Origin of the sequence: Novosphingobium sp. (assembly GCF_019748365.1) — a bacterium.
In the GTDB taxonomy this organism is placed as follows: Bacteria; Pseudomonadota; Alphaproteobacteria; order Sphingomonadales; family Sphingomonadaceae; genus Novosphingobium.
Genome location: NZ_JAIEPN010000005.1, coordinates 40,617 through 62,424 on the forward strand (window position 1 = coordinate 40,617; position 21,808 = coordinate 62,424).

Annotated in this window: 26 protein-coding genes; 15 read left to right on the forward strand and 11 right to left on the reverse strand. The window is 65.9% G+C overall.

Annotation, left to right across the window (positions count from 1 at the left end; translation table 11 throughout):
- Window positions 1-46 precede the first annotated feature (46 nt).
- The 5 genes from K5Q19_RS01555 to K5Q19_RS01575 all read left to right on the forward strand — a co-directional run bounded on the left by K5Q19_RS01555 (window position 47) and on the right by K5Q19_RS01575 (window position 4,932).
- Window positions 47-757, forward strand: coding sequence for a DUF4136 domain-containing protein (locus K5Q19_RS01555; RefSeq protein ID WP_292940247.1), 711 nt, complete (start codon window positions 47-49; stop codon window positions 755-757).
- The gene (locus tag K5Q19_RS01560) at window positions 754-1,338 is read left to right on the forward strand and encodes a DUF4136 domain-containing protein (RefSeq protein ID WP_292940250.1); all 585 of its coding nucleotides are present in this window, start codon (window positions 754-756) and stop codon (window positions 1,336-1,338) included. Before K5Q19_RS01555 ends, K5Q19_RS01560 begins: the two co-directional genes overlap by 4 nt.
- The gene (locus K5Q19_RS01565; RefSeq protein WP_292940253.1) at window positions 1,335-2,468 is read left to right on the forward strand and encodes a M14-type cytosolic carboxypeptidase; all 1,134 of its coding nucleotides are present in this window, start codon (window positions 1,335-1,337) and stop codon (window positions 2,466-2,468) included. The genes K5Q19_RS01560 and K5Q19_RS01565 overlap by 4 nt, the downstream gene beginning before the upstream one ends.
- A gap of 53 nt (window positions 2,469-2,521) precedes the next feature.
- On the forward strand, window positions 2,522-2,650 hold the full coding sequence (locus tag K5Q19_RS01570; protein ID WP_292940255.1) for a hypothetical protein: 129 nt from the start codon (window positions 2,522-2,524) through the stop codon (window positions 2,648-2,650).
- Between the two features lie 164 nt (window positions 2,651-2,814).
- A complete protein-coding gene (locus tag K5Q19_RS01575; RefSeq protein ID WP_292940257.1) occupies window positions 2,815-4,932 on the forward strand; it encodes a TonB-dependent siderophore receptor in 2,118 nt (705 codons plus the stop codon).
- A gap of 59 nt (window positions 4,933-4,991) precedes the next feature.
- Here the strand turns inward: K5Q19_RS01575 and K5Q19_RS01580 are convergent, their stop codons facing one another.
- Both K5Q19_RS01580 and K5Q19_RS01585 read right to left on the reverse strand, forming a co-directional pair.
- Window positions 4,992-5,501, reverse strand: a complete 510-nt coding sequence (locus tag K5Q19_RS01580; RefSeq protein ID WP_292940260.1) for a (2Fe-2S)-binding protein — start codon at window positions 5,499-5,501, stop codon at window positions 4,992-4,994.
- A 44-nt stretch (window positions 5,502-5,545) separates the two neighbouring features.
- Window positions 5,546-6,313 (reverse strand): class II aldolase/adducin family protein, encoded by a 768-nt coding sequence (locus K5Q19_RS01585; RefSeq protein WP_292940262.1) that lies wholly within the window; start codon window positions 6,311-6,313, stop codon window positions 5,546-5,548.
- A 29-nt stretch (window positions 6,314-6,342) separates the two neighbouring features.
- Here K5Q19_RS01585 and K5Q19_RS01590 point away from each other — a divergent pair, with 29 nt between their 5' ends.
- Both K5Q19_RS01590 and K5Q19_RS01595 read left to right on the forward strand, forming a co-directional pair.
- Complete coding sequence (locus K5Q19_RS01590) at window positions 6,343-7,011, forward strand: SOS response-associated peptidase family protein (RefSeq protein ID WP_292940264.1); 669 nt, start codon at window positions 6,343-6,345, stop codon at window positions 7,009-7,011.
- 110 nt (window positions 7,012-7,121) lie between these two features.
- A complete protein-coding gene (locus K5Q19_RS01595) occupies window positions 7,122-7,253 on the forward strand; it encodes a hypothetical protein (RefSeq protein WP_292940266.1) in 132 nt (43 codons plus the stop codon).
- A 4-nt stretch (window positions 7,254-7,257) separates the two neighbouring features.
- Here the strand turns inward: K5Q19_RS01595 and K5Q19_RS01600 are convergent, their stop codons facing one another.
- From K5Q19_RS01600 to panC, 4 genes are read right to left on the reverse strand one after another with little or no spacing between them, the layout of a single operon-like run.
- A complete protein-coding gene (locus K5Q19_RS01600; RefSeq protein WP_292940269.1) occupies window positions 7,258-7,485 on the reverse strand; it encodes a hypothetical protein in 228 nt (75 codons plus the stop codon).
- Window positions 7,486-7,525: 40 nt separating this feature from the next.
- Window positions 7,526-7,885 carry a hypothetical protein gene (locus K5Q19_RS01605; RefSeq protein ID WP_292940273.1) on the reverse strand — a complete coding sequence of 120 codons (360 nt, stop codon included), beginning with the start codon at window positions 7,883-7,885 and terminating at the stop codon, window positions 7,526-7,528.
- A 1-nt stretch (window position 7,886) separates the two neighbouring features.
- Window positions 7,887-8,207 (reverse strand): hypothetical protein, encoded by a 321-nt coding sequence (locus K5Q19_RS01610; RefSeq protein WP_292940276.1) that lies wholly within the window; start codon window positions 8,205-8,207, stop codon window positions 7,887-7,889.
- A 10-nt stretch (window positions 8,208-8,217) separates the two neighbouring features.
- Window positions 8,218-9,111, reverse strand: coding sequence for a pantoate--beta-alanine ligase (gene panC / locus K5Q19_RS01615; RefSeq protein ID WP_292940279.1), 894 nt, complete (start codon window positions 9,109-9,111; stop codon window positions 8,218-8,220).
- A gap of 122 nt (window positions 9,112-9,233) precedes the next feature.
- On the opposite strand from panC, the gene K5Q19_RS01620 reads away from it, so the two are divergent.
- From K5Q19_RS01620 to K5Q19_RS01635, 4 genes are all read left to right on the forward strand, one after another.
- Window positions 9,234-10,046 carry a division plane positioning ATPase MipZ gene (locus K5Q19_RS01620; RefSeq protein ID WP_292940282.1) on the forward strand — a complete coding sequence of 271 codons (813 nt, stop codon included), beginning with the start codon at window positions 9,234-9,236 and terminating at the stop codon, window positions 10,044-10,046.
- A complete protein-coding gene (locus tag K5Q19_RS01625; protein WP_292940285.1) occupies window positions 10,043-10,339 on the forward strand; it encodes a molecular chaperone DnaJ in 297 nt (98 codons plus the stop codon). Before K5Q19_RS01620 ends, K5Q19_RS01625 begins: the two co-directional genes overlap by 4 nt.
- A gap of 180 nt (window positions 10,340-10,519) precedes the next feature.
- The gene (gene pgmG / locus K5Q19_RS01630) at window positions 10,520-11,917 is read left to right on the forward strand and encodes a phosphoglucomutase/phosphomannomutase PgmG (protein WP_292940287.1); all 1,398 of its coding nucleotides are present in this window, start codon (window positions 10,520-10,522) and stop codon (window positions 11,915-11,917) included.
- A 10-nt stretch (window positions 11,918-11,927) separates the two neighbouring features.
- Window positions 11,928-14,366, forward strand: a complete 2,439-nt coding sequence (locus K5Q19_RS01635) for a ligase-associated DNA damage response DEXH box helicase (RefSeq protein ID WP_292940290.1) — start codon at window positions 11,928-11,930, stop codon at window positions 14,364-14,366.
- 64 nt (window positions 14,367-14,430) lie between these two features.
- On the opposite strand, the gene K5Q19_RS01640 is transcribed toward K5Q19_RS01635, so the two are convergent.
- The 4 genes from K5Q19_RS01640 to K5Q19_RS01655 all read right to left on the reverse strand — a co-directional run bounded on the left by K5Q19_RS01640 (window position 14,431) and on the right by K5Q19_RS01655 (window position 17,123).
- Complete coding sequence (locus K5Q19_RS01640; RefSeq protein ID WP_292940293.1) at window positions 14,431-14,862, reverse strand: biopolymer transporter ExbD; 432 nt, start codon at window positions 14,860-14,862, stop codon at window positions 14,431-14,433.
- Window positions 14,863-14,910: 48 nt separating this feature from the next.
- Complete coding sequence (locus K5Q19_RS01645) at window positions 14,911-15,438, reverse strand: biopolymer transporter ExbD (protein WP_292940296.1); 528 nt, start codon at window positions 15,436-15,438, stop codon at window positions 14,911-14,913.
- Between the two features lie 164 nt (window positions 15,439-15,602).
- Complete coding sequence (locus K5Q19_RS01650) at window positions 15,603-16,370, reverse strand: MotA/TolQ/ExbB proton channel family protein (RefSeq protein WP_292940299.1); 768 nt, start codon at window positions 16,368-16,370, stop codon at window positions 15,603-15,605.
- A gap of 93 nt (window positions 16,371-16,463) precedes the next feature.
- On the reverse strand, window positions 16,464-17,123 hold the full coding sequence (locus K5Q19_RS01655; RefSeq protein ID WP_292940302.1) for an energy transducer TonB: 660 nt from the start codon (window positions 17,121-17,123) through the stop codon (window positions 16,464-16,466).
- Between the two features lie 464 nt (window positions 17,124-17,587).
- On the opposite strand from K5Q19_RS01655, the gene K5Q19_RS01660 reads away from it, so the two are divergent.
- The 3 genes from K5Q19_RS01660 to K5Q19_RS01670 all read left to right on the forward strand — a co-directional run bounded on the left by K5Q19_RS01660 (window position 17,588) and on the right by K5Q19_RS01670 (window position 20,135).
- A complete protein-coding gene (locus K5Q19_RS01660; RefSeq protein WP_292940305.1) occupies window positions 17,588-18,373 on the forward strand; it encodes a hypothetical protein in 786 nt (261 codons plus the stop codon).
- 76 nt (window positions 18,374-18,449) lie between these two features.
- Window positions 18,450-19,766 (forward strand): homoserine dehydrogenase, encoded by a 1,317-nt coding sequence (locus K5Q19_RS01665; RefSeq protein ID WP_292940308.1) that lies wholly within the window; start codon window positions 18,450-18,452, stop codon window positions 19,764-19,766.
- A 6-nt stretch (window positions 19,767-19,772) separates the two neighbouring features.
- Complete coding sequence (locus tag K5Q19_RS01670; RefSeq protein ID WP_292940310.1) at window positions 19,773-20,135, forward strand: bleomycin resistance protein; 363 nt, start codon at window positions 19,773-19,775, stop codon at window positions 20,133-20,135.
- 18 nt (window positions 20,136-20,153) lie between these two features.
- Here K5Q19_RS01670 and K5Q19_RS01675 read toward each other — a convergent pair whose 3' ends face one another.
- The gene (locus tag K5Q19_RS01675) at window positions 20,154-20,561 is read right to left on the reverse strand and encodes a hypothetical protein (protein ID WP_292940313.1); all 408 of its coding nucleotides are present in this window, start codon (window positions 20,559-20,561) and stop codon (window positions 20,154-20,156) included.
- Between the two features lie 154 nt (window positions 20,562-20,715).
- On the opposite strand from K5Q19_RS01675, the gene glpX reads away from it, so the two are divergent.
- On the forward strand, window positions 20,716-21,708 hold the full coding sequence (glpX, locus tag K5Q19_RS01680; protein ID WP_292940315.1) for a class II fructose-bisphosphatase: 993 nt from the start codon (window positions 20,716-20,718) through the stop codon (window positions 21,706-21,708).
- Window positions 21,709-21,808 lie beyond the last annotated feature (100 nt).

Below are 21,808 nucleotides of genomic sequence, written 5' to 3' on the forward strand. Positions count from 1 at the left end.
GCAAGACCTAGGTTTTACACTCCGCGCCGCGTCCGAAAGCTGTCACATGAGAATCACCGCCTCGCTCCTTGCCGCACTTCTCGCCTGCAGTGCGGCGCCCGCACTGGCGCAAGGCTTTCCGGGCGAAGGGCGCTGGGGCGGGGGCGGCGGCTGGCAGGACCGCGACCCCGATCCGCGCTATCCCTCCGCGCGCCAGACCGCGCAAGCCTCGAAGAAGATCGACGTCACCGCCTACCGCACCGCCGATGCCGAAGCCCTGCTTGGCAAGGGCCGCATCGTGGTGAGCCGCATGGAAAGCGATGCGGGCGACAACGAGGACGGCAAGCTCCCGGTCTACGAAGCCGCCGTGATCGACGAGCTCGCGCGGCGCGGCTATGATACCGCCACGGCGATCGACCCGGGGCAAGTCGCCGAGATCGGAGTAAGCCACAGCGTGGCCGTTCCCGAGGAAGCCCCGCGCAAGAAAGTCAGCGGCGCCATGAGCACCACCGTCAGCAATCGCGGCAGCGGCTTCGGCCTCGCGCTCGCGGTCGATCTCACCAAGCCCGCCAAGGCAATCGTCGCCACCCGGCTCGATCTGCGCATCCGCGACAAGGCCACTGGCCGCGTCCTCTGGGAAGGCCACGCCGAGGGCGAGGCGCGCGAGGAAGACGGCGGCATCAACAACAGCGAGATGGCCGCCCGCCTCGCCACCGCGCTGCTCAAGAAGTTCCCTGACGGCCAGGTCGTCCAGCCGCTCGCGGCGGTGATCCCATGAAGGCCCGCCTTTTCCTCGCCGCGCTCGCGCTCATCGCCGCGCCAGCCCGCGCCGCCCCGGTCGAAGTGACCCGCTTTCACACCCCCGAAAGTGTGACGACGCTCGGCCGCGGGGCAGTTTCTGTCATCGCGGCGCCCGGCGCGGATGCAAGCAGCCTCGAGACACGCACCTGGCTGCAGGCCGTGGAAGCCGAACTTGCCGCACTCAAGTTTGGGACTTCCACACCCGGCGCGGCTGATGCCGTGGCCGAAGTGCGCGTCGAGCGCGAAGTCCAGCGCACCGAACGCCAGCGCGGCCCTGTCTCGGTCGGCGTCGGCGGCGCGACCGGCGGGTGGAACAGCGGCGTCGGTCTCGGGCTCGGCTTCAATCTCGGCGGCGGCCCGAAGGCGCGGGTCTACACCCGGCTCGTCGTCGTGATCCGCAGCCGCGCCACCGGGCTCTCGCTGTGGGAAGGCCGGGCCGAGAATGTCGAGAACGAAAAGGCGAAGTCCGCCGCGATCGACAAGGCCGCGCCGCGTCTCGCCCGTGCATTGTTCACGGGCTTTCCCGGAACGTCGGGGGCGACTATCACGGTCAAATGACCACGCATTCCATCAGCATCGACGCAGGCTTTGACAGCGGCAATATTGAAGTCCTCGGCATCGATGGCAACACCGCACGGCTCGGCATCCGGTGCGATGCCCATTCCGAGTTCTTCCAGTGGTTCCATTTCCGCGTCAGCGGCTGCGCGGGCCGTCCGCTGGAGCTGAGGATCACCGGGCTTGCCTCGGCCGCCTATCCCGATGGCTGGGTCGGCTACCGCGCCTGCGTCTCGGAAGACCGCGACACCTGGTACCGCGCCGAGACCCGCTATGACGCAGCGGTCGATGGTGGCACCATGACGATCCGGTACACGCCCGAAGCCGCGACCTGCTCGTTTGCCTATTTCGCGCCCTATTCGATGGAGCGGCATCACGATCTCGTTGCCGAGATTGCCGCCGCGGAAGGCGTCGCCCACCGCGTGCTCGGGTCCAGCCTCGATGGCCAGCCGATCGATTGCCTCTCGCTGGGCGAGGGCGCGAAACAGGTCTGGCTGATCGCGCGCCAGCATCCCGGCGAATCGATGGCCGAGTGGTGGATGGAAGGCGCGCTCGACATGCTGACCGACCCGGCCGATCCGCATGCGCGCAAGTTGCGTCAGCTTTGCCGCTTCCATGTCGTGCCCAATTGCAATCCCGATGGCTCGCGCCGCGGGCACTTGCGCACCAACGCGGTCGGCGTGAACCTCAACCGCGAATGGCACGAACCGAGCGCCGAACGCTCGCCCGAAGTGCTCGCGATCCGGAATGCCATGGACGAGACCGGCGTCGACTTCGCGATGGACGTCCACGGCGATGAGGCCATCCCTGCCGTGTTCTTCGCCGGCTTTGAAGGCATCCCCGGCTGGACCGAGGCGCAGGGCGAAGCCTATCGCCGCTACCGCGCGGTCCTTGAGCGGCGTACGCCTGATTTCCAGACCAGGCGCGGCTACCCCGTCGCGCGGCCCGGCAAGGCCAATCTTACGATGGCCACCAACCAGATCGCCGAGCGCTTCGGCGCTGTCTCGATGACGCTCGAAATGCCCTTCAAGGACAACGACGACCTGCCCGATCCGGCGCAGGGCTGGAGCCCCGAGCGCAGCAAGCTGCTGGCGCGCGAATGCCTCGCCTCACTGCTCGAATGGCTGGCCTGATCGCGGGTACGCGCTTAACGGTTTGTTAGGCAGTCGCGGCGCATGATCGCGATATGGCCCGCGCTATTGCCCTCGTTGCCGCTGCTCCTGCCGTCTCTCTGGCAGAACTGTTGCGCTCGGCCATTGTGCTCGGCTCAGCGTTCGCCCTGATCCTCGCCGGCCGCGCCCTCCCGCTGTTCTGAAGCGCAGCGCACCCTTTCCCTGCTGATTTCCCTCACGGCAGCCGCTCCGGCTGCCTGTTCGCGTGCGCGCGCAGTTCGCGAAAGATTCTCAATATCATCCTTGCAAGTGCGAATGACTCGCAATAGAGAGGTTCTTGCGAATGCCTCTCAAAAAGGAAGTGCCCGTGAAAACCCTCGCCGCCCTGCTGCTCGCCTCGAGCGCCTTCCTGCCGATCGCCGTGCAGGCCGAAGAGGTGCCGATGGCAGCGGATGGGGGCGGCGGCGAGGCCGATGCAGGCGATGGCGTTGACCGGCGCCCCATCGTGGTCACGGGCCATGTCGACAGCTACCGCAGCGATACCGCCGCTGGTATCAAGGCACCCACACCGCTGATCGATGTCCCGCAGTCGGTTACCGTGATCACCCGCGAACAGCTCGATGATCAGGGCGTCACCCAGCTGACCGACGCGCTGCGCTATGTGCCCGGCGTCGTCCTCGCGCAAGGCGAAGGCAACCGCGACCAGATCGTGCTGCGCGGCCAGAACACCACGGCCGACTTCTTCCTCAACGGCCTGCGCGACGACACGCAGTACTACCGCTCGCTCTACAACATCGAACACGTCGAAGTGCTGCGCGGCGCCAATGCGCTGCTGTTCGGGCGCGGTGGTGGCGGCGGCGTGATCAACCGCGTGCGCAAGACCCCCTCGCTTGCGGGCAGGAGCATCGGGGCCAGCGCCGCGGTCGGCACATTTGGCGATTTCGCACTCGCCGCCGATCTCAATGCGCCGCTGTCGCAGACTATCGGCGCGCGCCTCAACGGCACCTACGAGGAATTCGACAACCACCGGCAGGACTTCCACGGCCGCTTCATCGGCGTGAACCCCACGCTCGCCTTCGCGCCCTCCGCCGATACCCGGATCGACCTCTCCTACAACTACGACGACGATTCCCGCATCGCCGATCGCGGCGTCCCCTCGCTCGCCGGCAAACCGCTCGAGGGCTATCGCGACACCTTCTTTGGCCGCAGCGACACCAATATCTCGGACGTGAAGGCGCATATCCTCGAGGCGCGCCTCACCCAGCGGCTGGCGGACAGTCTGACGCTGACCCTCGCCGGCCAGTACAGCCACACCGACAAGTACTACGGCAACATCTTCGCCGGCTCTGCGGTCAATCCGGCCAGCAACACGGTTTCGCTCAGCGCCTACAACAGCACCTCGGTGCGCGAGAGCTGGATCGGGCAGGCCAATCTCACCTGGGAAGGCAAGACCGGCCCGATCAACCATACCGTGATCGCCGGGATCGAAGGCGCCGATCAGGCGACCGATGCAACCCGCTCCGAAGGCATTTTCCCCGGCAACAAGGCCTCAGCCACCGTCACGCTGGCCGACCGGCTTGCTGTTCCTGCGATCACCTTCGGCTCGCCCAGCCGCTCCACGCATGCCAAGGTCACCATCTTCTCGGCCTATGTGCAGGACCAGATCGAACTGGCGCCCTTCCTCCAGATCGTCGGCGGCGTGCGCTATGACAGCTTCAGGATCAGCGCGGACAACCTGCTCAACAGCACCAGCGCCGGGCGCACCGATCGCAAGTGGTCGCCCCGCGCCGGCGTGATCGTGAAGCCCAAGGCCAACCTCTCGTTCTATGGCAGCTATACCAAGAGCTTCCTCCCCCAGTCGGGCGACCAGTTCAGCGCGCTCGATGCCACGCAGGCCACGCTCGCGCCCGAAGAGTTCCGCAACCTCGAAGTCGGCGCCAAATGGGACGTGACGCCGGCGCTCGCGCTCACCGCCGCCGCCTACCGGCTTGACCGCGAGAACTCGCGCTTCAATGACCCCGTCACCGGCCTGCCCCAGCTCTCCGGCAAGACCCGCACACGCGGCATCGAGCTTTCCGCGACCGGCAAGATCCTGCCCCAGTGGCAGGTCAGCCTCGGCTACGCGCTGCAGGATGGCAAGGTCCGCTCTTCGACCACCGCCGCCCCTGCCGGGCGCAGCCTCGCGCTCCTGCCCGAAAGCCAGATCTCGCTGTGGACCCGTTACGATGTGACCGGAAAGCTTGGCCTCGGCCTCGGCGTGACGCACCAGTCCTCGGCCTATACAACGGTCAGCAACAGCGTGACCCTGCCAGCCTGGACGCGGGTCGATACAGCGGTGTTCTATAACGTCTCGAAGAACCTCTCAGTCCAGCTCAACGTGAACAACCTGCTGAACGAGCAGTATTTCCCGACTGCGCACACCGACAACAACATCTCCACCGCCCAGCCCCGCAGCGCGCGGCTGACGGTGCGGATGGGGTTCTGACGGACAATCCACCGTCCCTTCGTGGCAGTGCTGATTGACGGAATGCCAGGCCGTCAGCGCTACAGCCCCGGCGTCGTCGCGGTAGCCGGCACCGGCAGCGGTACGCCCGGCTCCAACCCGCGCGCGATGCGTCCGGCGCGCTGGATCGTGCGGACAAGGCGGGGATAGACGCCGCAGCGGCAGATATTGGTAATCGCGGCCCTGATGTCCGCCTCGGTCGGATCGGTGTTGTGCGCAAGCAGCGCGGCGGCCGCCATCACGAGCCCCGGGGTGCAAAACCCGCACTGGATCGCCTGTTCCGCCACGAAAGCCTGCTGCACCGGATGGTTGCGATCGGCGGAAAGCCCCTCGATCGTGGTGACCGTGCGCCCCTCGGCCTCCCCCAGCGACAGGGTGCAGCTCGGCATCGCCTGCCCGTCAACGATGACCATGCAGGCCCCGCATTCGCCGGTGCCGCAGCCATACTTGCTGCCGGTGAGATTGGCCGCATCACGCAGCGCCCAGAGCAGCGGCGTATCGCTCTCCAGCTTGATCTCGATCGGCTGGTTGTTGACGGTGAGGATGGCCATGGCGGCGTCCGACTAGCGCGCCGCCCGGCCTATCGACAAGGGCCTCAATCCCGCCAGGAGCGGTCGATCTGATCGATCCGCCGCGTCCAGGCGTTGAAATCGCCCACACCGGGGCCGCCGCCCGGAGGGTTTGCCATGCTGAGATCGCGCTGGTGGACGTCGATCACATCCTGCGAGATCATGACCGGCGGACGGCCCATCGAAAGCGTCGCCATCTGAATCTCGCAGGCGCGCTGCAGCGCCCACATCTGCACGAACATCGCCTGCAGGCTCTTGGCCATGACCACCGGGCCATGGTTGCGCAGCATCAGGATATTCTTGTCGGCAAGGTTCGCCAGCAGCCGCTCGCCTTCTTCGGCGCGGACGGTGATGCCCTCGAAATCATGGTAGGCCAGTCGGCGCATGAAATTGCAGGCATAGAAGTTGATCGGCATCAGCCCTTCCTCGAGGCTGCACACCGCCATCGATGCCGTGGTGTGGACGTGGCAAATGGCGTGGGCCCAATCGAGGTGGCGGTGGAAATAGCCGTGCTGGGTGAAGCCGGCGAGGTTCACCGGGTGCGGGTTGTCGTCGAGCTTGTTGCCGTCGATATCGATCTTCACGAGATTGCTCGCGCAGACTTCGGAATAGAGCAGCCCGAACGGATTGATGAGGAAGGCGCCCTCCTCGTCCGGCACGCGCAGCGAGATGTGATTGTAGACCGATTCGGACCAGCCCATGAGGTCGAAGATGCGATAGCAGGCCGCGAGTTCCTGCCGCGCGTGCCATTCGGCATCGCTGCAGTTGATGTTGGGCCGGATCTGGGTGGCCATTGCGTTCTCTCCCGCTATCATCACCGATTATGTGCAATCTCTATCGCATGACCAGCAATGCGCAAGCGATCGCGCAGCTTTTCCGGGCCGATGTGGCGGGGCGCAACCTCCCTGCGCTCTCCGAGATCTACCCCGATCAGGAAGCGCCCGTGGTCGTGGCGGATGCTGCGGGCCGCACCCTCACGATGATGCGCTGGGGCTGGCCACCGTTCGGCGAAGTGAAGCGCCCGATCACCAACGTGCGCAATCTCGCCTCGCCGATGTGGCGTTCGGCGCTCGCCGATCCGGCGCGGCGCTGCCTCGTGCCCGTCACCGCTTTCTCCGAATGGTCCGGCACGCCCGATCCGGCAACAGGCCGCAAGCGCAAGCACTGGTTCGATATCCCGGATGATCCACTGTTCGCCTTCGCCGGCCTCTGGCGCCCAACCGAGCAAGGCCCCCGCTTCGCCTTCCTCACCTGTGCCCCGAACGAGACCGTCGGCCGCATCCACCCCAAGGCGATGCCGGTGCTCATCCGCCCCGGCGAACCCTTCGACCGCTGGCTGACCGCGGATGGCGCAGGCGCCGCAGCGATGCAGCAGCCGCTGGACGATGCCCTGATGCGCGAGATCACCGAACCGGAACCCGCCGGACCGCAGGCCACGCTCTTCGCCGACTTCCTCGACGAAGGCGCGCGGAGCGGGAAAACCAGACCATGACCGGTCACCAGGTCAGCGAATGACAGGATAGTACGATCACGGATGAACCTGACGAGGCACTGGGCAGAGCGGAGCGGCGCTTCCTGCGCCGGCTCTTCAACGGCCGCACTGTGCCCATCACTGCCGATGGCCGGCCCTTCCTGACCTACAAGGAGGCCAGCCGATACCTCTTGTCATTGGCACCCGAGGCGCGGGCTCAGGCCTATGCGCAGATGAAAAGCGGCGCGGCCGAGAGCCCGTGAACGCTTATGGCTGGCCGAGCGCGGCTGCAATCTCGGCTGCCGCGGCGGTCGCTTCGGTGCCGAGTTCGTGCAAGGCCTTCGCGGTGTCTGCCAGTAGACCATCGCTGATCGGCCGCTCGCCATTGACGAACCGCCGGATCGCGCGCTCGTCGATCCTGAGGCGGCGCGCGAAGGCCGTGGTGCCGCCCAGCAGCTGGACACAGTATGCGAAGTGATCTTGCCGGTCTTGCATTCCGGCTTCCATAAATCGTCCGGCGCCCAAGGCAATGCGCTCACTGATAGCGAAGCGTGTTCTCGAATCCCTCGCCCGCCTTGGTCATCTTGGCGAGCTTCCTCAGGTTGACCCTGACAAACCGCACGAAGCGGCGGTCGTCGTAGATGCCCGTGACCGGATAGTCTTCGTGGCCGAGCAAATCCTTGAGGCGATCGGCCAGCGCCGCCCGGTCATCCTTGCTGGCCGCGATCCGCAGGGCACGGCAGACCCATTCTTCGGCGGCGGCCTTGTCATAGTCTTCCTGGGCGGCATAGCCTCGCTTGTCCGCGACCACCTGATCGAGCCGCGCTGCTTCGAGGCGGCACTCCAGCCACTTGCGAACTTGGGCACCATCCCATGGCTTTGGCGCGCTACTCATCTCAGTTGCCGTCCGCGTCGACCATGAACACCACCGGCTTGCCCCGCGACTCCGGCTCCCACCCGGCATCGAGCGCCGCCCGGATCCCGCGCGTGACCACCGCGTCGCTGATCTGCAACCGCCCGCGCGGGAGCCCCTTCATCAAGCGCTTCGGCGGGGGAAATTCCAGCAGGGCCTCCCGCTGCGTGTGCTGGCGAAGCAGGGTCACGGTCATGCCTTTCCAGCCATGATTCTCGCTCCACTGCGGCTCGCTGCGCAGCTCCCATTGGTAGGGCAGGCCGTCGACCTCGATGATGCCGGATTGTCTGGGGGTGCTGGTCATGCTGCCACACCTAGCAGGTCTGGCCGGCCACGACCGCCACGTTATCGATCAGACGCGCTTTGCCGAGATGCGCCGCCACCAGCAGGCGCGCCGCATGGCCATCCCACTGTGCCACGTCTTCCAGCGTCACGGCATCGCGCAGTTCAGCATAGTCGATCTGGCGAAAGCCCGCCGCCAGCACGGTAGCCTGCAACGCGGCTAGCGCTTCCGCCACCGGTTCGCCGGCCACGATCTTGGCCGCTGCCTCGCGCATGGCCCGGTTCATGGCCGGGGCTGCGGCGCGCTCCTCCGCCGTCAGGTACTTGTTCCGGCTGCTCATCGCGAGGCCATCAGCTTCGCGCACCGTGGGCACGCCCACAATGCGGTCCGCATGCGGATGCGTCATATCGAGATCGCGCGCCATGCGGCGGATGATCGCCAGCTGCTGCCAGTCCTTCTCGCCGAACAGCGCCACATCGGGCTGCACCTGGTTGAACAGCTTGGTGACGACGGTGGCCACGCCATCGAAATGGCCGGGCCGCGCCGCGCCGCAGAGCACGGCATCGAGTCCGCCCACTTGCACGGTCGTCGCATAACCCGCCGGATAGACCACATCGACCGTCGGCGCCCACAGCACATCCACGCCTTCCGCCGCCAGCAGCGCGGCATCGGCCTCGAGCTGGCGCGGATAGGTCGCAAGGTCCTCATTGGGGCCGAACTGCCGCGGATTGACGAAGATCGAGACGACGACATGTTGCGCAAGCCGCTTCGCTTCGCGCACCAGCGTCAGATGGCCCTGGTGCAGCGCCCCCATCGTGGGCACGAGTGCCAGTTTGGGATGGTCTTCGGCCTTGGCGGAATTGTCCCCCGATTTCAGCGCGGAAAGCTCCGTGCGCAGCGGTTCCAGGGCAGTCAGGATTTGCACGCGCCACGGCTCTCCAGTAATCCCCGGCATGGGGTCAACAGTCCCCCAAAAGGGAAAGGCCCTCTAGCCCTGAGCCCTGCCCGGCGGCAAGGGGGCCCGCCACTCACAGAAAGGATGATCGTTTGCCCGCCGCCCCTTACCGAATCGTCTTCGCCAATGAAAAGGGCGGCACCGGCAAGTCCACCACGGCGGTCCATGTCGCCATCGCGCTTGCCTATCAGGGCGCGCGGGTGGCGGCGATCGATCTCGATGCCCGTCAGCGCACGATGCACCGCTATCTCGAAAATCGCGCCGAGACCATGCGCCGTCGCGGCATCACGCTGCCGACCGCGACTTTCGCGGTTTACGAGGGCACAAGCAGCGACGAGCTCGACGCCCTGACCGGCCAGCTCGGCGCAGACCACGACTTCGTTTTGTTCGACACCCCCGGCCGCGATGATCCGCTGGCCCGCCACGTTGCGACGCAGGCCGATACGCTGGTCACCCCGCTCAACGACAGCTTCGTCGATTTCGATCTCATCGGCCAGGTCGATGCCGAAACCTTCAAGGTCCGCCGCCTCTCGTTCTATGCCGAGCTGATCTGGGAAGCCCGCAAGAAGCGCGCGATGGCGACCATCAAGGAAGCACGCAAGGAAATGGATTGGGTCGTGGTGCGCAACCGCACCGGCTATACCGAGGCGCGCAACCAGAAGCGCATCGATCAGGCGCTGATCGAGCTGTCCAAGCGCGTCGGTTTCCGCATCGCCAGTGGCCTCTCCGAACGCGTGATCTACCGCGAGCTGTTCCCGAGCGGCCTGACCCTGCTTGACAAGGGACATCTCGGCGAGCTCGGCACCAGCCATCTTGTCGCCCGGCAGGAACTGCGCACGCTTGTCGCCGGCCTTGCACTCAAGCTGCCCGAACGTGGCCAGCTGGCGATGGCAGCCGTACTGTGAAGTTCCTGCTCCTCGCGGCGCTTGCCTGCCTTGCCGTGAAGATGCTGGCAGGGCGGTGGCCGTGGGAGCTCTTCGGCCCCAATGCCAAGGAAGCGGCCGAGAAGCGCGCACTGAACCTGCTCGGGTTGAAGGCCGATGCGGGTTATGACGAGATCATCGATGCGCATCGGCGGTTGCTGATGAAGGTGCATCCGGATCGGGGCGGTACCAACGATGCGGTATTTGAGGCCAATGCGGCGCGCGATTTGCTGCTGGCGCGGATTTCGAGCCGCGGACCTGATGGGCAGGGGTGATGCTGATTTTCCTGTTTCTCGCAGAGACGCGGAGGAAACGAAGATCGCGAAGACCTTTGTTGTGCAGCGCCGCCGCGCTTTTGCCGCAAGCATAAGAAGGGGTCTGGCGGCGGGACGCATGATCTTTGCGCCCTTGTGTTCCTCCGCGTCTCTGTGGGAACCCCTTGGCGGCATGCTAGCATGAACCACCAGTTCCACCCCAGCGTGCTGCGCGAGTACGACATTCGCGGCACTGTCGGCCAAACGCTGGGGCCAGAGGACGCCTATGCCCTCGGCCGCAGCTTCGCCACACGTGTGCTGCGTGATGGTCGGCACATCGTGGCCGTCGGTTACGATGGTCGCCTCAGCTCGCCCATGCTGGAAGAAGCGCTGGTGGCGGGGCTCTGCGCCAGCGGTGTCGATGTTCGCCGCATCGGGCTCGGCCCTACGCCGATGCTCTATTTCGCGACCGCCTCACTGCCAGAGGTGCAGGATGGCATTCAGATAACTGGCAGCCACAATCCCGCCGATCAGAATGGCTTCAAAGTGGTATTTCGGGGAGGTCCGTTCTTTGGTCCAGATATACTCGATCTCGGCCGCCTCGCCGCCCGGGGGGATTGGGCGCAGGGCGACGGGACGGCCGAGCCCTTCGACATCATGGATTCCTATGTCGAGCGTTTGCTCGTCGGGCTGGAGGGTATCGCGCCAGATGCCGTGGCGCGCCTCGCCATCGGCTGGGATGCCGGAAATGGTGCCGCCGGTCCCGTAATCGAGCGCTTGTGCGCCCGCCTGCCCGCCAGGATACCGGGACGCCATGTCTTGCTGCACACGCGTGTCGATGGAACGTTTCCCAACCATCATCCCGATCCTTCCGTTGATGCCAATCTTGCCGATTTGCGCGATGCCGTCGCGCAAGGACGACTCGACTTCGGACTAGCCTTCGATGGGGATGGGGATCGGCTGGGTGTCGTCGATGCCAATGGCCGCGCCTTTACCGGCGACGCGCTGCTCCTGCTCTTCGCCGAGGATCTGCTGAAAAGGCAGCCAGGCGCGACAGTTGTTGCGGATATCAAGGCCAGCGGCGCCCTGTTCGAGCGGGTCCGTGCGCTCGGCGGATCACCCTTGATGTGGAAGTCCGGGCACAGCCACATCAAGTCCAAAATGAAGGAGACTGGAGCTCTTCTGGGCGGCGAAGTGACCGGCCACGTGTTCCTCGCGGACGATTACTACGGGTTCGACGACGCACTCTACGCGGCCGTGCGGCTCATCGCAGCCTGCATCCGGCTTGGTCGGAGCGTGACGGAGTTGCACGATGCCATGCCGGTGATGATCAACACGCCCGAATTGCGATTCCCCGTGGAGGAGGATCGCAAGTTCGTCGTGGTGGACGAAGTTCGCTCCCGGCTGGCTGCCGATGGAGCGGACCTTGTCGCCATCGATGGCGTACGGGTCACCACGCCGCACGGCTGGTGGCTCCTGCGCGCCTCCAATACCGAGGCGATGCTGACCGCAAGGGCCGAAAGCGAGAGCGAAGCGGGCCTCGCGGCACTCCTCGCTGCCCTCGACGCGCAATTGGCGGCCTCCGGGATAAGGCGCTAGTGTCCACCCGGTGACAGGCACCACAATCCCACCTGAAATCGAGGCATGGTTCGCAGGGCGCGGCTGGCGTGTGCGGCGGCATCAGAGCGAGATGCTGGTGGCCGACGATGCCAGGCAGCACGCGCTGTTGGTTGCAGACACCGGTGCGGGCAAGACCTTGGCCGGTTTCCTGCCGACACTGGCCGCCTTCACGCTCTCGCGGCTCGGCGATGCGCCGCCGCCCGAAGGGCTGCACACGCTCTACGTGTCACCGCTCAAGGCGCTTGCGCACGATGTGCAGCGCAATCTGCTCACGCCGATCACCGAGATGGGCCTGCCCATCACGGTCGAGACGCGCAGCGGCGACACCCCGTCCGATCGCAAGGCCCGCCAGCGCGCGCGCCCGCCGCATGTACTTCTGACAACGCCCGAATCGCTTTCCCTCCTTCTCAGCTACCCCGAGAGCGCGCAGCTGTTCGGGACCCTGCAGCGCGTGGTGATCGATGAAGTCCACGCCTTCGCCACCTCCAAGCGCGGCGATCTGCTCGCGCTTGCTCTGACAAGACTGCAGGCGCTGGCGCCCGGGCTGCGGCGTGCCGCGCTTTCTGCCACGCTGGCCGATCCGGAAAGCTTCCGGGCATGGCTCGCGCCCTGGGGTGATCTCGACAGCACCGTTCTGGTCGAAGGCGAAGCCGGCGCGCCGGCGGACGTCGACATTCTCCTGCCCGGCGATGGCCAGCGCGTGCCGTGGGGCGGGCATGCGGCCGCCTGGGCCCTCCCCCAACTCTACGAGGCGATCCGCCGCAACCGCACCACGCTGGTCTTCACCAACACCCGCTTCCTTGCCGAGTACATCTTTCAGCTGCTGTGGGATGCCAACGAGGACAAGCTGCCGATCGGCATCCACCACGGCTCGCTTTCCAAGGAAGCGCGCCGCAAGGTTGAGGGCGCCATGGCGCGGGGGGAATTGCGCGCGCTGGTGTGCACCGCCAGCCTCGATCTCGGCGTCGACTGGGGCGATATCGACATGGTGGTGCAGATGGGCGCGCCCAAGGGCTCCTCGCGCCTGCTCCAGCGCATCGGGCGGGCAAACCACCGGCTCGACCAGCCGAGCCGCGCTATGCTCGTCCCCGGCAACCGCTTCGAGTTCCTCGAGGCGATGGCGGCGCGCGATGCGGTGAATGAGGGCCAGCGCGATGGCGAGGACTTTCGTCCCGGCGGGCTCGATGTGCTCGCCCAGCATGTCATGGCGATCGCCTGCGCCGGGCCGTTCCATGAAGCGGAGTTGCTCGCGCAGGTGCGGTCCTCGCTGGCCTATGCGGAGATTGACGAGGCGGGGTGGCAGCGGGTGCTGCAGTTCGTGGCGACAGGGGGGTATTCGCTGCGGGCGTATGACCGGTTTCAACGCATCGTCCGCCTGAAGGACGGCACCTGGCGGCTGACCCATCCGCAGCAGGCGGCACGGCATCGGCTCAATGCGGGGATCATCGTCGATTCCGAAATGCTCGAAGTCCGCTTCCGCAATGGGCGGTCGCTGGGCAAGGTTGAGGAAAGCTTCGGGGCGGGTCTCAAGCCGGGGGACACATTCCGCTTTGCCGGGTTGGACCTTGAAGTGGAGGGCGTGCGCGATCTGGAGTTGATCGTGCGCGGGGCCAAGTCTGCGGGGCAGATCCCCAGCTACAATGGCGCGCGCATGCCGCTGACAACGCACCTGTCGGGGCGCGTGCAGGCGATGCTGGCGGACCGCGCCGGATGGGGCCGCTTCCCCGATGACGTGCGCGAGTGGCTGGAAGTGCAGGACTGGCGGAGCCGCTTGCCGGCGCCGGGCGAGCTGCTGGTCGAAAGCTTCCCGCATGGAGGCCGCGCCTACACGGTCTACTACACCTTCGAAGGGTGGAACGCGAACCAGTCGCTTGGCATGCTGATCACCCGGCGGATGGAAGACGCGGGTCTCTCCCCGATGGGCTTCGTCGCTAACGATTATGCACTAGGGGTGTGGGGTCTGCGACCGGTGAAGGACCCTGCTCCGCTGCTTTCACCCGATATCCTTACGCATGAATTCGTGGAATGGGTGCAGAACTCCTATCTCCTGCGCCGAGCCTTCCGCGAAGTCGCGGTCATTTCCGGGCTGGTCGAACGCCAGCAGCCGGGCGCGCGCAAGAGCGGGCGGCAGGTAACGTTCTCGACCGACCTGATCTACGATGTGCTGCGCAAGCATGAGCCGGACCACTTGCTGATCGAGGCGGCCTGGGCCGACGCCCGCGCCCGAATGACCGATGTCGGTCGCCTGGGCGCGCTGTTGGACCGCGCCGCAGCGGAACTGGTCCATGTCGAGCTCGATCGCGTGACGCCGCTGGCAGTGCCGCTGATGGTCATGATCGGGCGGGAATCGGTGCCAGCCGGTGCGGCCGATGAGGAACTGTTGCTGGAGGCGGAAAGTCTGGCTTCGGCGGCGATGCGGCCGGAATAGCTCGCAACGAAAAAGGGGCGGATTGCTCCGCCCCTTGATCATGCTTGGCTGAGTGCCCGCGGCGTTACTTGCTGAACGTCGCGAAGTTCTCGTTGCCCACGAAGCCGAACTTGCTGACCTTCACCTGCGTGATGATCTTCAGCATGCGGTTCGCGATTTCGTACGAGGCATATTCCTCGGGCTGGAACTGGAGTTCCGGCTCGGGGTTCATCGCCTTCGTCGCCTGAAGCAGCGAGACGAGGTTGCCTTCGGTGATGGGCGAACCGTTCCAGAGGATCTGGTTCTGCGTGGTGAGCACCAGCTTGTTCTTCACCGGATCGATCTTCGGCTTGTCCGTCGGCGGGGTCGCCTGGGGCAGGTCGATGTTGACCGAGTGGGTGGCCACGGGGATGGTGATGATGAACATGATGAGGAGCACGAGCATGACGTCGATCAGCGGCGTCGTGTTCATCTCCATCATCGGCGAGCCATCGTCTTTGCCGCCGCTCATTGCCATAGGGGGTACTCCTGTCTGGTATCGTAGACCCGGGTGACTTGCCGACGTTTAGCCGTTGGGATCAACCGGGGTGGAGATGAAGCCGACCTTGGGATAACCCGCAATCTGCACGTTGTAGATCGCGCCGGCGATGCACTTCCAGGGGACGTTGACGTCGCCGCGGATGTGTACTTCGGGGATCTTGTCGGGCTCCATGTTCTGCGCACCGCCGGCACGCTTCACGATCGCATCAAGCCGGTCGAACGCCATCTTGTAGAGTTCGTTGTTATCAACCGGCGTGATGTTGTTGATGTAGACGCGGCACTGGCCGGTCCGCGAGGAGCCCTCGTAGCCGCCCTGACCGGGGCTGCGCCCGCCGGCGTCGGTCGACACAACCGTCACGAGCAGGTTCTCGACCTTGTCCTGCGTCTCTTCAGACGGCAGCACAGGGACCTTGAGCTTCTCGACGGTCTGGATCGCGACCGGAACCGCGATGAGGAAGATGATCAGCAGCACGAGCATCACGTCCACGAGCGGCGTGGTATTGATGTCCGACATTGGGCGTTCGTCGCCCCCGCCGCCTGTAGAAATCGCCATTGGTTAGTTCCTATCCGATCTTTCCACGGTGAACCGGGTTTTCAAGGCTCGTGGGAGCCCTGACTATCCCGGCTGGAACCCGCGTAGTTCCCGAAGAGGGGTGGCAGGCCGCCCTGTCACAGATTGGCCCACTGGTCCCCTCTCCTCGTCCGCGTATTCGGGTCTTACTTCTTGGCCGGAGCCGCGGCCGGAGCAGCGGGCTTGGCAGCCGGGGCAGCCGGCAGGGCAGGCTTGACCACGCCCTTCGAGGCGAGGTTGGCGAGCACGTCGGTGCTGAAACCGGTCAGCAGTTCAGCGATGCGCTTGTTGCGGGCCTGCAGGTAGTTGTAGGCGAGCACCGCGGGAACCGCGACGAGCAGACCGAGCGCGGTCATGATGAGCGCTTCACCGACCGGACCCGCGACCTTGTCGATCGAGGCCGAACCGGCGATGCCGATGTTGATGAGCGCGCCGTAGATGCCGACGACGGTACCGAACAGACCGATGAACGGCGAGGTCGCACCGACGGTAGCAAGGAACGGCAGGCCACCGGCGAGCTTCGCGTTGATCGACGCTTCCGAACGGGCCAGCGAGCTGTGCATCCAGTCGTGGTTTTCCGATTCGTCCATCTTGCCGGCCGCGTCTTCGGCCGAAAGGCCGTCGTCCACGATCTGGCGCCAGGCCGAGTTCTTCTCGAGCTTGGAAGCGCCTTCACGCAGGCTGGCGGCGCGCCAGAAACCGGCGAGCGACTGGTGCTGCTTCATCACCTTGGTCTGCTCGGCCCACTTGGTGAAGAGGATGTAGAAGGAACCGACCGACATGAACACGAGAATGCCGAAGGTCGAGAGCGGGATCCAGGCGGGCTTGCCGCCGGGGAACAGAACTTCCGCGATACCAAACTTGTTCTGGGGCGCGGCAGTGGCGGCAGCTGCGGCGAGCGTGTGGATGAGCATTCGGGTCTTCCTCTTCAATATATCGTAAAAAGGGTCAAAAAGATAAGCTCGGGCGTCGCGGCCCTCCCCATGGGAAGGGCCACGCCAATCAGATCAGTCCTTCGGGATCACCCACCGGATCGCGTTTGAATACGAACCGGTTGTGGGATTGCCTTCACCATCGGTCGCCGGCTGGAACCGGGCGCGACGACGAACGTTGTCGCACGTTGCCTGATCGAGATCGGGACTGCCGCTCGACTTGGTGATTTCGCAGGACGTGACCTTGCCGTCGGTGCCAACGGACACGCGGAACCCGGTAACGCCTTCCCGCTCCTCGCGCAGGGCGCGCGACGGATAGTCGTTCGAAGTCGCCCAGTTGCCGGGGCTGCCCTTCGGAGCCGGAGCCTTCGGCTGGAACTTGGGCGGCGGCGGCGGGGGCGGCGGCGGCGGCGCGGCCGTGGTGAACACCGGGGCCGGAGGCGGCGGTGTGGTCACGGTCTCGACCTGCGGCGCGGGCGCGTTGAAGGAGATCGGCGGCGGCGGCGCCACGATGGGCGGCGGCGGCTGATCCTTCGGGGGCGGTGGGGGTGGGGGCAATTCCTCCGGGGGCTTCTCTTCTTCGATGTTGACCGCCGAGGTCACCTCTTTGACCTTCTTGTACGCCTCGTAAGCCAGCCCTGTTACCAGAGCGTAGCCCAAGCCGACATGAAGGATCGCAACGATGATGAGCGCGGTGATCTTGTTACCGCTCATCTGTTGGTCAGCGTATGCCATTCAGCTCCAAAACTCCTGATTCTCCGCAAACGGCGGACATCCGGCGGATGCCTACGTTCACGGAATCGCGCATGGAATCACCCATCCAGCGCGATTGGCCAATCCAGCGATTTCATTCCACCCTGCCGGCAAACCGGACCGCCGACATCGGGTGCAAGGAACCCGGCGGCGGCTTTTGCGGGCTTTCATTGTTGAAATCCCCGACAACGGCGAGCTTTAACGCCGAAGCCAAAGGCGCGCAAATGCTTTATCGGTTAACCTTCAATTCACGGTTTCGCTGCCTGAAACACGCGAAGGCGCCGTGGCCATCGCCTTTCGGCGCGAGCGATTCTAAGGACCCAAGCATGCCCCGCACCATCTGCTCCCGCCGGAAACGCCTATCCCTCCCAGCCTTTGCGCCGCTGCTCGCAGCGGTTGCGGTCAGCCTCGCCGTTTCTACCGCAAGTTACGGACAGGAAACGGCTTTGTCGGTTTCCATGGCGCCGGGGCTGGAGGCAGATCCGGACCTCGCCTACGCCGATCTCGTCGATCTCGCCCTGCCCGCCCAGATCGTGGCAAAGGCTCAAGTGCGCAAGGCTGTGCGCCTCAAGCCCGAGGAAGCGCCGGGTCTGCCCGCTGGCCGTGCCCGCCTCTATGTGGAAGCCCGAACGCAGGCACTGCTGATCGGCGAGAACCTCGGCGAATCGATCCGTTTTCTGGCCGATGTCCCGCTCGATGCACGGGGTAAGCCGCCCAAGCTGAACAAGGTGCCCGTGCTGGTGCTCGCCCGCCCGGTGCCCGAGCGGCCGGGCGAGCTCCAGCTCGTTGCGCCCGATGCCATGCTCGCGCTCACCCCTGCGCGCGAGGCGACATTGCGGGCGATCCTGACCGAAACCTCGCGTCCCGACGCACCGCCTGCGATCACCGCACTGCGCGAGGCGCTGCATGTCCCGGGCAATCTGGCGGGCGAGGGCGAGACCCAATTGTTTCTCGGCACCACAACCGGCGCGCCGGTCTCGATCTCCGTGCTTCGGCGGCCCGGCCAGCCGACGACATGGGGCGTGAGTTTCACCGAAATCGTCGATTCGTCGGCGCACGCACCGCTGCCCTCGACGCTCGCCTGGTACCGCCTCGCCTGCGGGCTGCCCGGTCGCCTGCCCGAGCGCGCGAACATCTCCGCCACGCTCGCCGACCGGCGAATCGCTGCGGAAGACTATGCCCAGGTCCTGGCCGATCTCGGCCCCTGCACGCGCAAGCGCGCGGCACCCTGAACAACACTCACCGGCGGCGGTTGCGGGGGCGGATCAGCTACCCTAAGGCGCGCCATAAGATTTTACGGGGATCATCATGAGCGAACCTTTGCGCATCGCGCTGGCCGGTCTTGGCACCGTCGGAGGTGGCGTCATCCGCCTGCTTGAAGCCAACGCAGGCCTCATTGCGCGCCGTGCGGGCCGTCCGATCACCATCAGCGCGATCAGCGCGCGCAACCGCAGCAAGGACCGCGGCGTCGATTTGTCCGGCTATGCCTGGGAAGACGACATGGTGATCCTCGGCGAAAGGCCCGATGTCGACGTCGTGGTTGAGCTTGTCGGCGGCGCCGACGGCCCGGCACTGGCGCTCGCCCGAACCACCTTCGAGGCGGGCAAGGCGCTTGTGACGGCGAACAAGGCGATGGTCGCGCACCACGGGCTGGAGCTTGCCGCAAAGGCCGAAGCCGCCAAGGTCGCGTTCAAGTTCGAAGCGGCGGTGGCGGGCGGCATCCCGGTCATCAAGGCACTCAAGGAAGGCGCGGCGGCCAACCATATCGACCGCATCTACGGAATCCTCAACGGCACCTGCAATTATATCCTCTCGACGATGGAGGACACCGGCCGCGATTTCGCCGACGTGCTGGGCGAGGCGCAGGCCAAGGGCTATGCCGAAAGCGACCCGACGTTCGATATCGACGGCATCGACGCCGCCCACAAGCTGGCGATTCTCTCGAGCATAGCCTTTGGCACGGCGGTGGATTTCAAGCCGGTTGCCGCCACTGGCATCCGCCGCGTGCTGGCCGCCGATATCGCACAGGCCGATGCGCTGGGGTACTACATCCGCCTGATCGGCATGGCCGAAACCGAAGTGGACGCCGAGGGCCAGCGCCGCCTGTTCCAGCGCGTGCATCCGATGCTTGTCCACCGCGACCATCCGCTCGCCCACGTCGATGGCGCGACCAATGCGGTCGTGGCAGAAGGCAACTTCGTCGGCCGCCTGCTGTTCCAGGGCGCGGGTGCGGGCGACGGCCCCACCGCCAGCGCCGTGGTGGCAGACCTGATCGACATCGCGCGCGGCGATATCGGCGCGCCGTTCTCGATTCCCGCCGCCGAGCTTGAGAAAGCCGCACCGGCCGATAGCGGCCACCGCACCGGCAAGGCCTACCTGCGCTTCACGGTGGCCGACCGCCCCGGCGTGCTGGCCGAAATCACGGCCGCGATGCGCGATGCCGGGGTTTCGATCGAAAGCCTGATCCAGAAGGGCCGCGCCGCGATCGGCAGCACCGAGGCGGTGCTGGTCGCCATGGTCACGCATGAAGGCCCGGAAAGCGCGATCGCCGAAGCGCTGCGCCTGCTCGAAGGCTCGCCAAGCCTCGCCGCGCCGCCGCTGGTGATGCATATCCTCGAGGATTGATCCGCCATGGCAGATCACGCGACCCCCAATCTGCCTTCGCGCGATTTCGAGGTCACCGCGCGGTTCTACGGGCAGTTCGGCTTTACCGAATCCTGGCGTGATGCCGGCTGGATGATCCTCGCGCGTGGCGGCCTGATTCTCGAATTCTTCCCCTATCCGGACCTTGATCCGGCGACGAGTTCGTTTGGCAGCTGCCTCAGGTTGGATGACGTGGAGACGTTCTACGCGGCGCTCGAGGCTGCCGGCATTCCCGAGCAGACCACGGGCTGGCCGCGTCTGCACCGCCCGAAGCGCGAGGCGTGGGGCGGCCTGGTCGGCGCTCTGATCGATCCCGATGGCAGCCTGCTGCGGCTGATTCAGGAGGACTGAGGCCAAAGGCCTTGCCGGTCACGGCGCCCGGATTTCTCCGCGCGCGATCTTGTCGGCATCCGAATCAGGCGGCGCTTCAGGCAGCTTGGTGATGTCGAAGAAGTACATCGGCGTCGGCGCAGAGCCGAAGCCGATGCAGCCCCGGCTGCAATCGCGCAGACCGCTGACATTGGGCGCCCGTGGCAGGCCATCATTGGTGGACCGCGCCGATTCGAGCTGGTCCCGCAGCGGCAGGCGCTCCGCCTCGCTCGCCGCACGGCCGCCGCAAACCACGATCGCGCCATCCGGCCCGGCCTTCTCGCATTTCTTGGGCTGACCTGCCGTCAGCAGGCGCTGCGCGATCTGGGCATTGGTGTCCGGATCCGCAGAATCACCCTGCGCAGCGGCGGTTGCCGCCGGTGCCTGCGCCGCGTCGGCAGCGGGCACCGACTGAGCCCGGGCCACTCCAATTGCAAGGAACGACAGGTTTACGCATAGGAATGCGCGAAACGCGCGCCTGTATACTAATCCGCGCCTCGACAACCCATCATCCTCCCGTCTAGGGCAGGGCAGCTTCCGCCAACGAGCCTCAGGAGTCAACGTGACCGACATCCGACCCGCACCCGCCGCCTCGCAAGTTCTTGACCGCGTCCTCGTCCTCGAGATGGTCCGCGTTACCGAAGCGGCTGCTATCGGGGCCTCCAAGCTGATCGGCCGGGGCGATGAAAAGGCCGCCGATGCCGCGGCGGTGGAAGCCATGCGCGCCGCCTTCAACGAACTCTACATGGACGGCACCGTGGTGATCGGTGAGGGCGAGCGCGACGAAGCGCCGATGCTCTACATCGGCGAGAAAGTTGGCGCCGCGCCGGGCAAAGGCCCGAAGATCGACATCGCGCTCGATCCGCTGGAAGGCACCACAATCACTGCCAAGGCCGGGCCGAATGCGCTCGCCGTGCTGGCCGTTGCCGAAGAAGGCGGCCTGCTCAACGCGCCTGACGTCTACATGGAAAAGCTTGCGGTCGGTCCCGGCTATCCCGATGGCATCATCGATCTGAACAAGTCGCCGGGCGAGAACGTCTGCGCCGTCGCCAAGGCCAAGGGCGTCGAGCCCAGCGACATCATCGTCTGCGTGCTCGACCGGCCGCGCCATGCCGAACTCATCGCCGAACTGCGCGCGCTCGGCTGCGGTATCAGCCTGATCCCCGATGGTGACGTGGCCGGCGTGATCGCGGTGACCAACGAAGACACCGGCATCGATCTCTACATGGGCACCGGCGGCGCGCCTGAAGGCGTACTGGCAGCAGCGGCGCTGCGCTGTGTCGGCGGCCAGTTCAAGGGTCGCCTGCTGTTCCGCAACGAGGACGAGAAGTCCCGCGCGCGCAAGTGGGGCATCACCGACCTGAACAAGGTCTACGACCTCAAGGAGCTCGCCAAGGGTGACTGCATCTTCGCCGCCACCGGCGTGACCGACGGTTCGCTGCTCGCGGGCGTCAAGGTCAACAAGAGCGGCGTCATGACCACCGAAAGCGTCGTGATGCGCGCCAGTTCGGGCACGGTCCGCTGGGTCAGGGGCGAGCACCGCAAGCCGCGCTGATTACCTGTTGCTGTTTCGGCGCAGCCGAAACAGGGCGGCACCGGCCCGCTCCCCCGCCCGGCCACCCATTCAGAGTACTCTCGTGGGTGGCCGGGCGGGG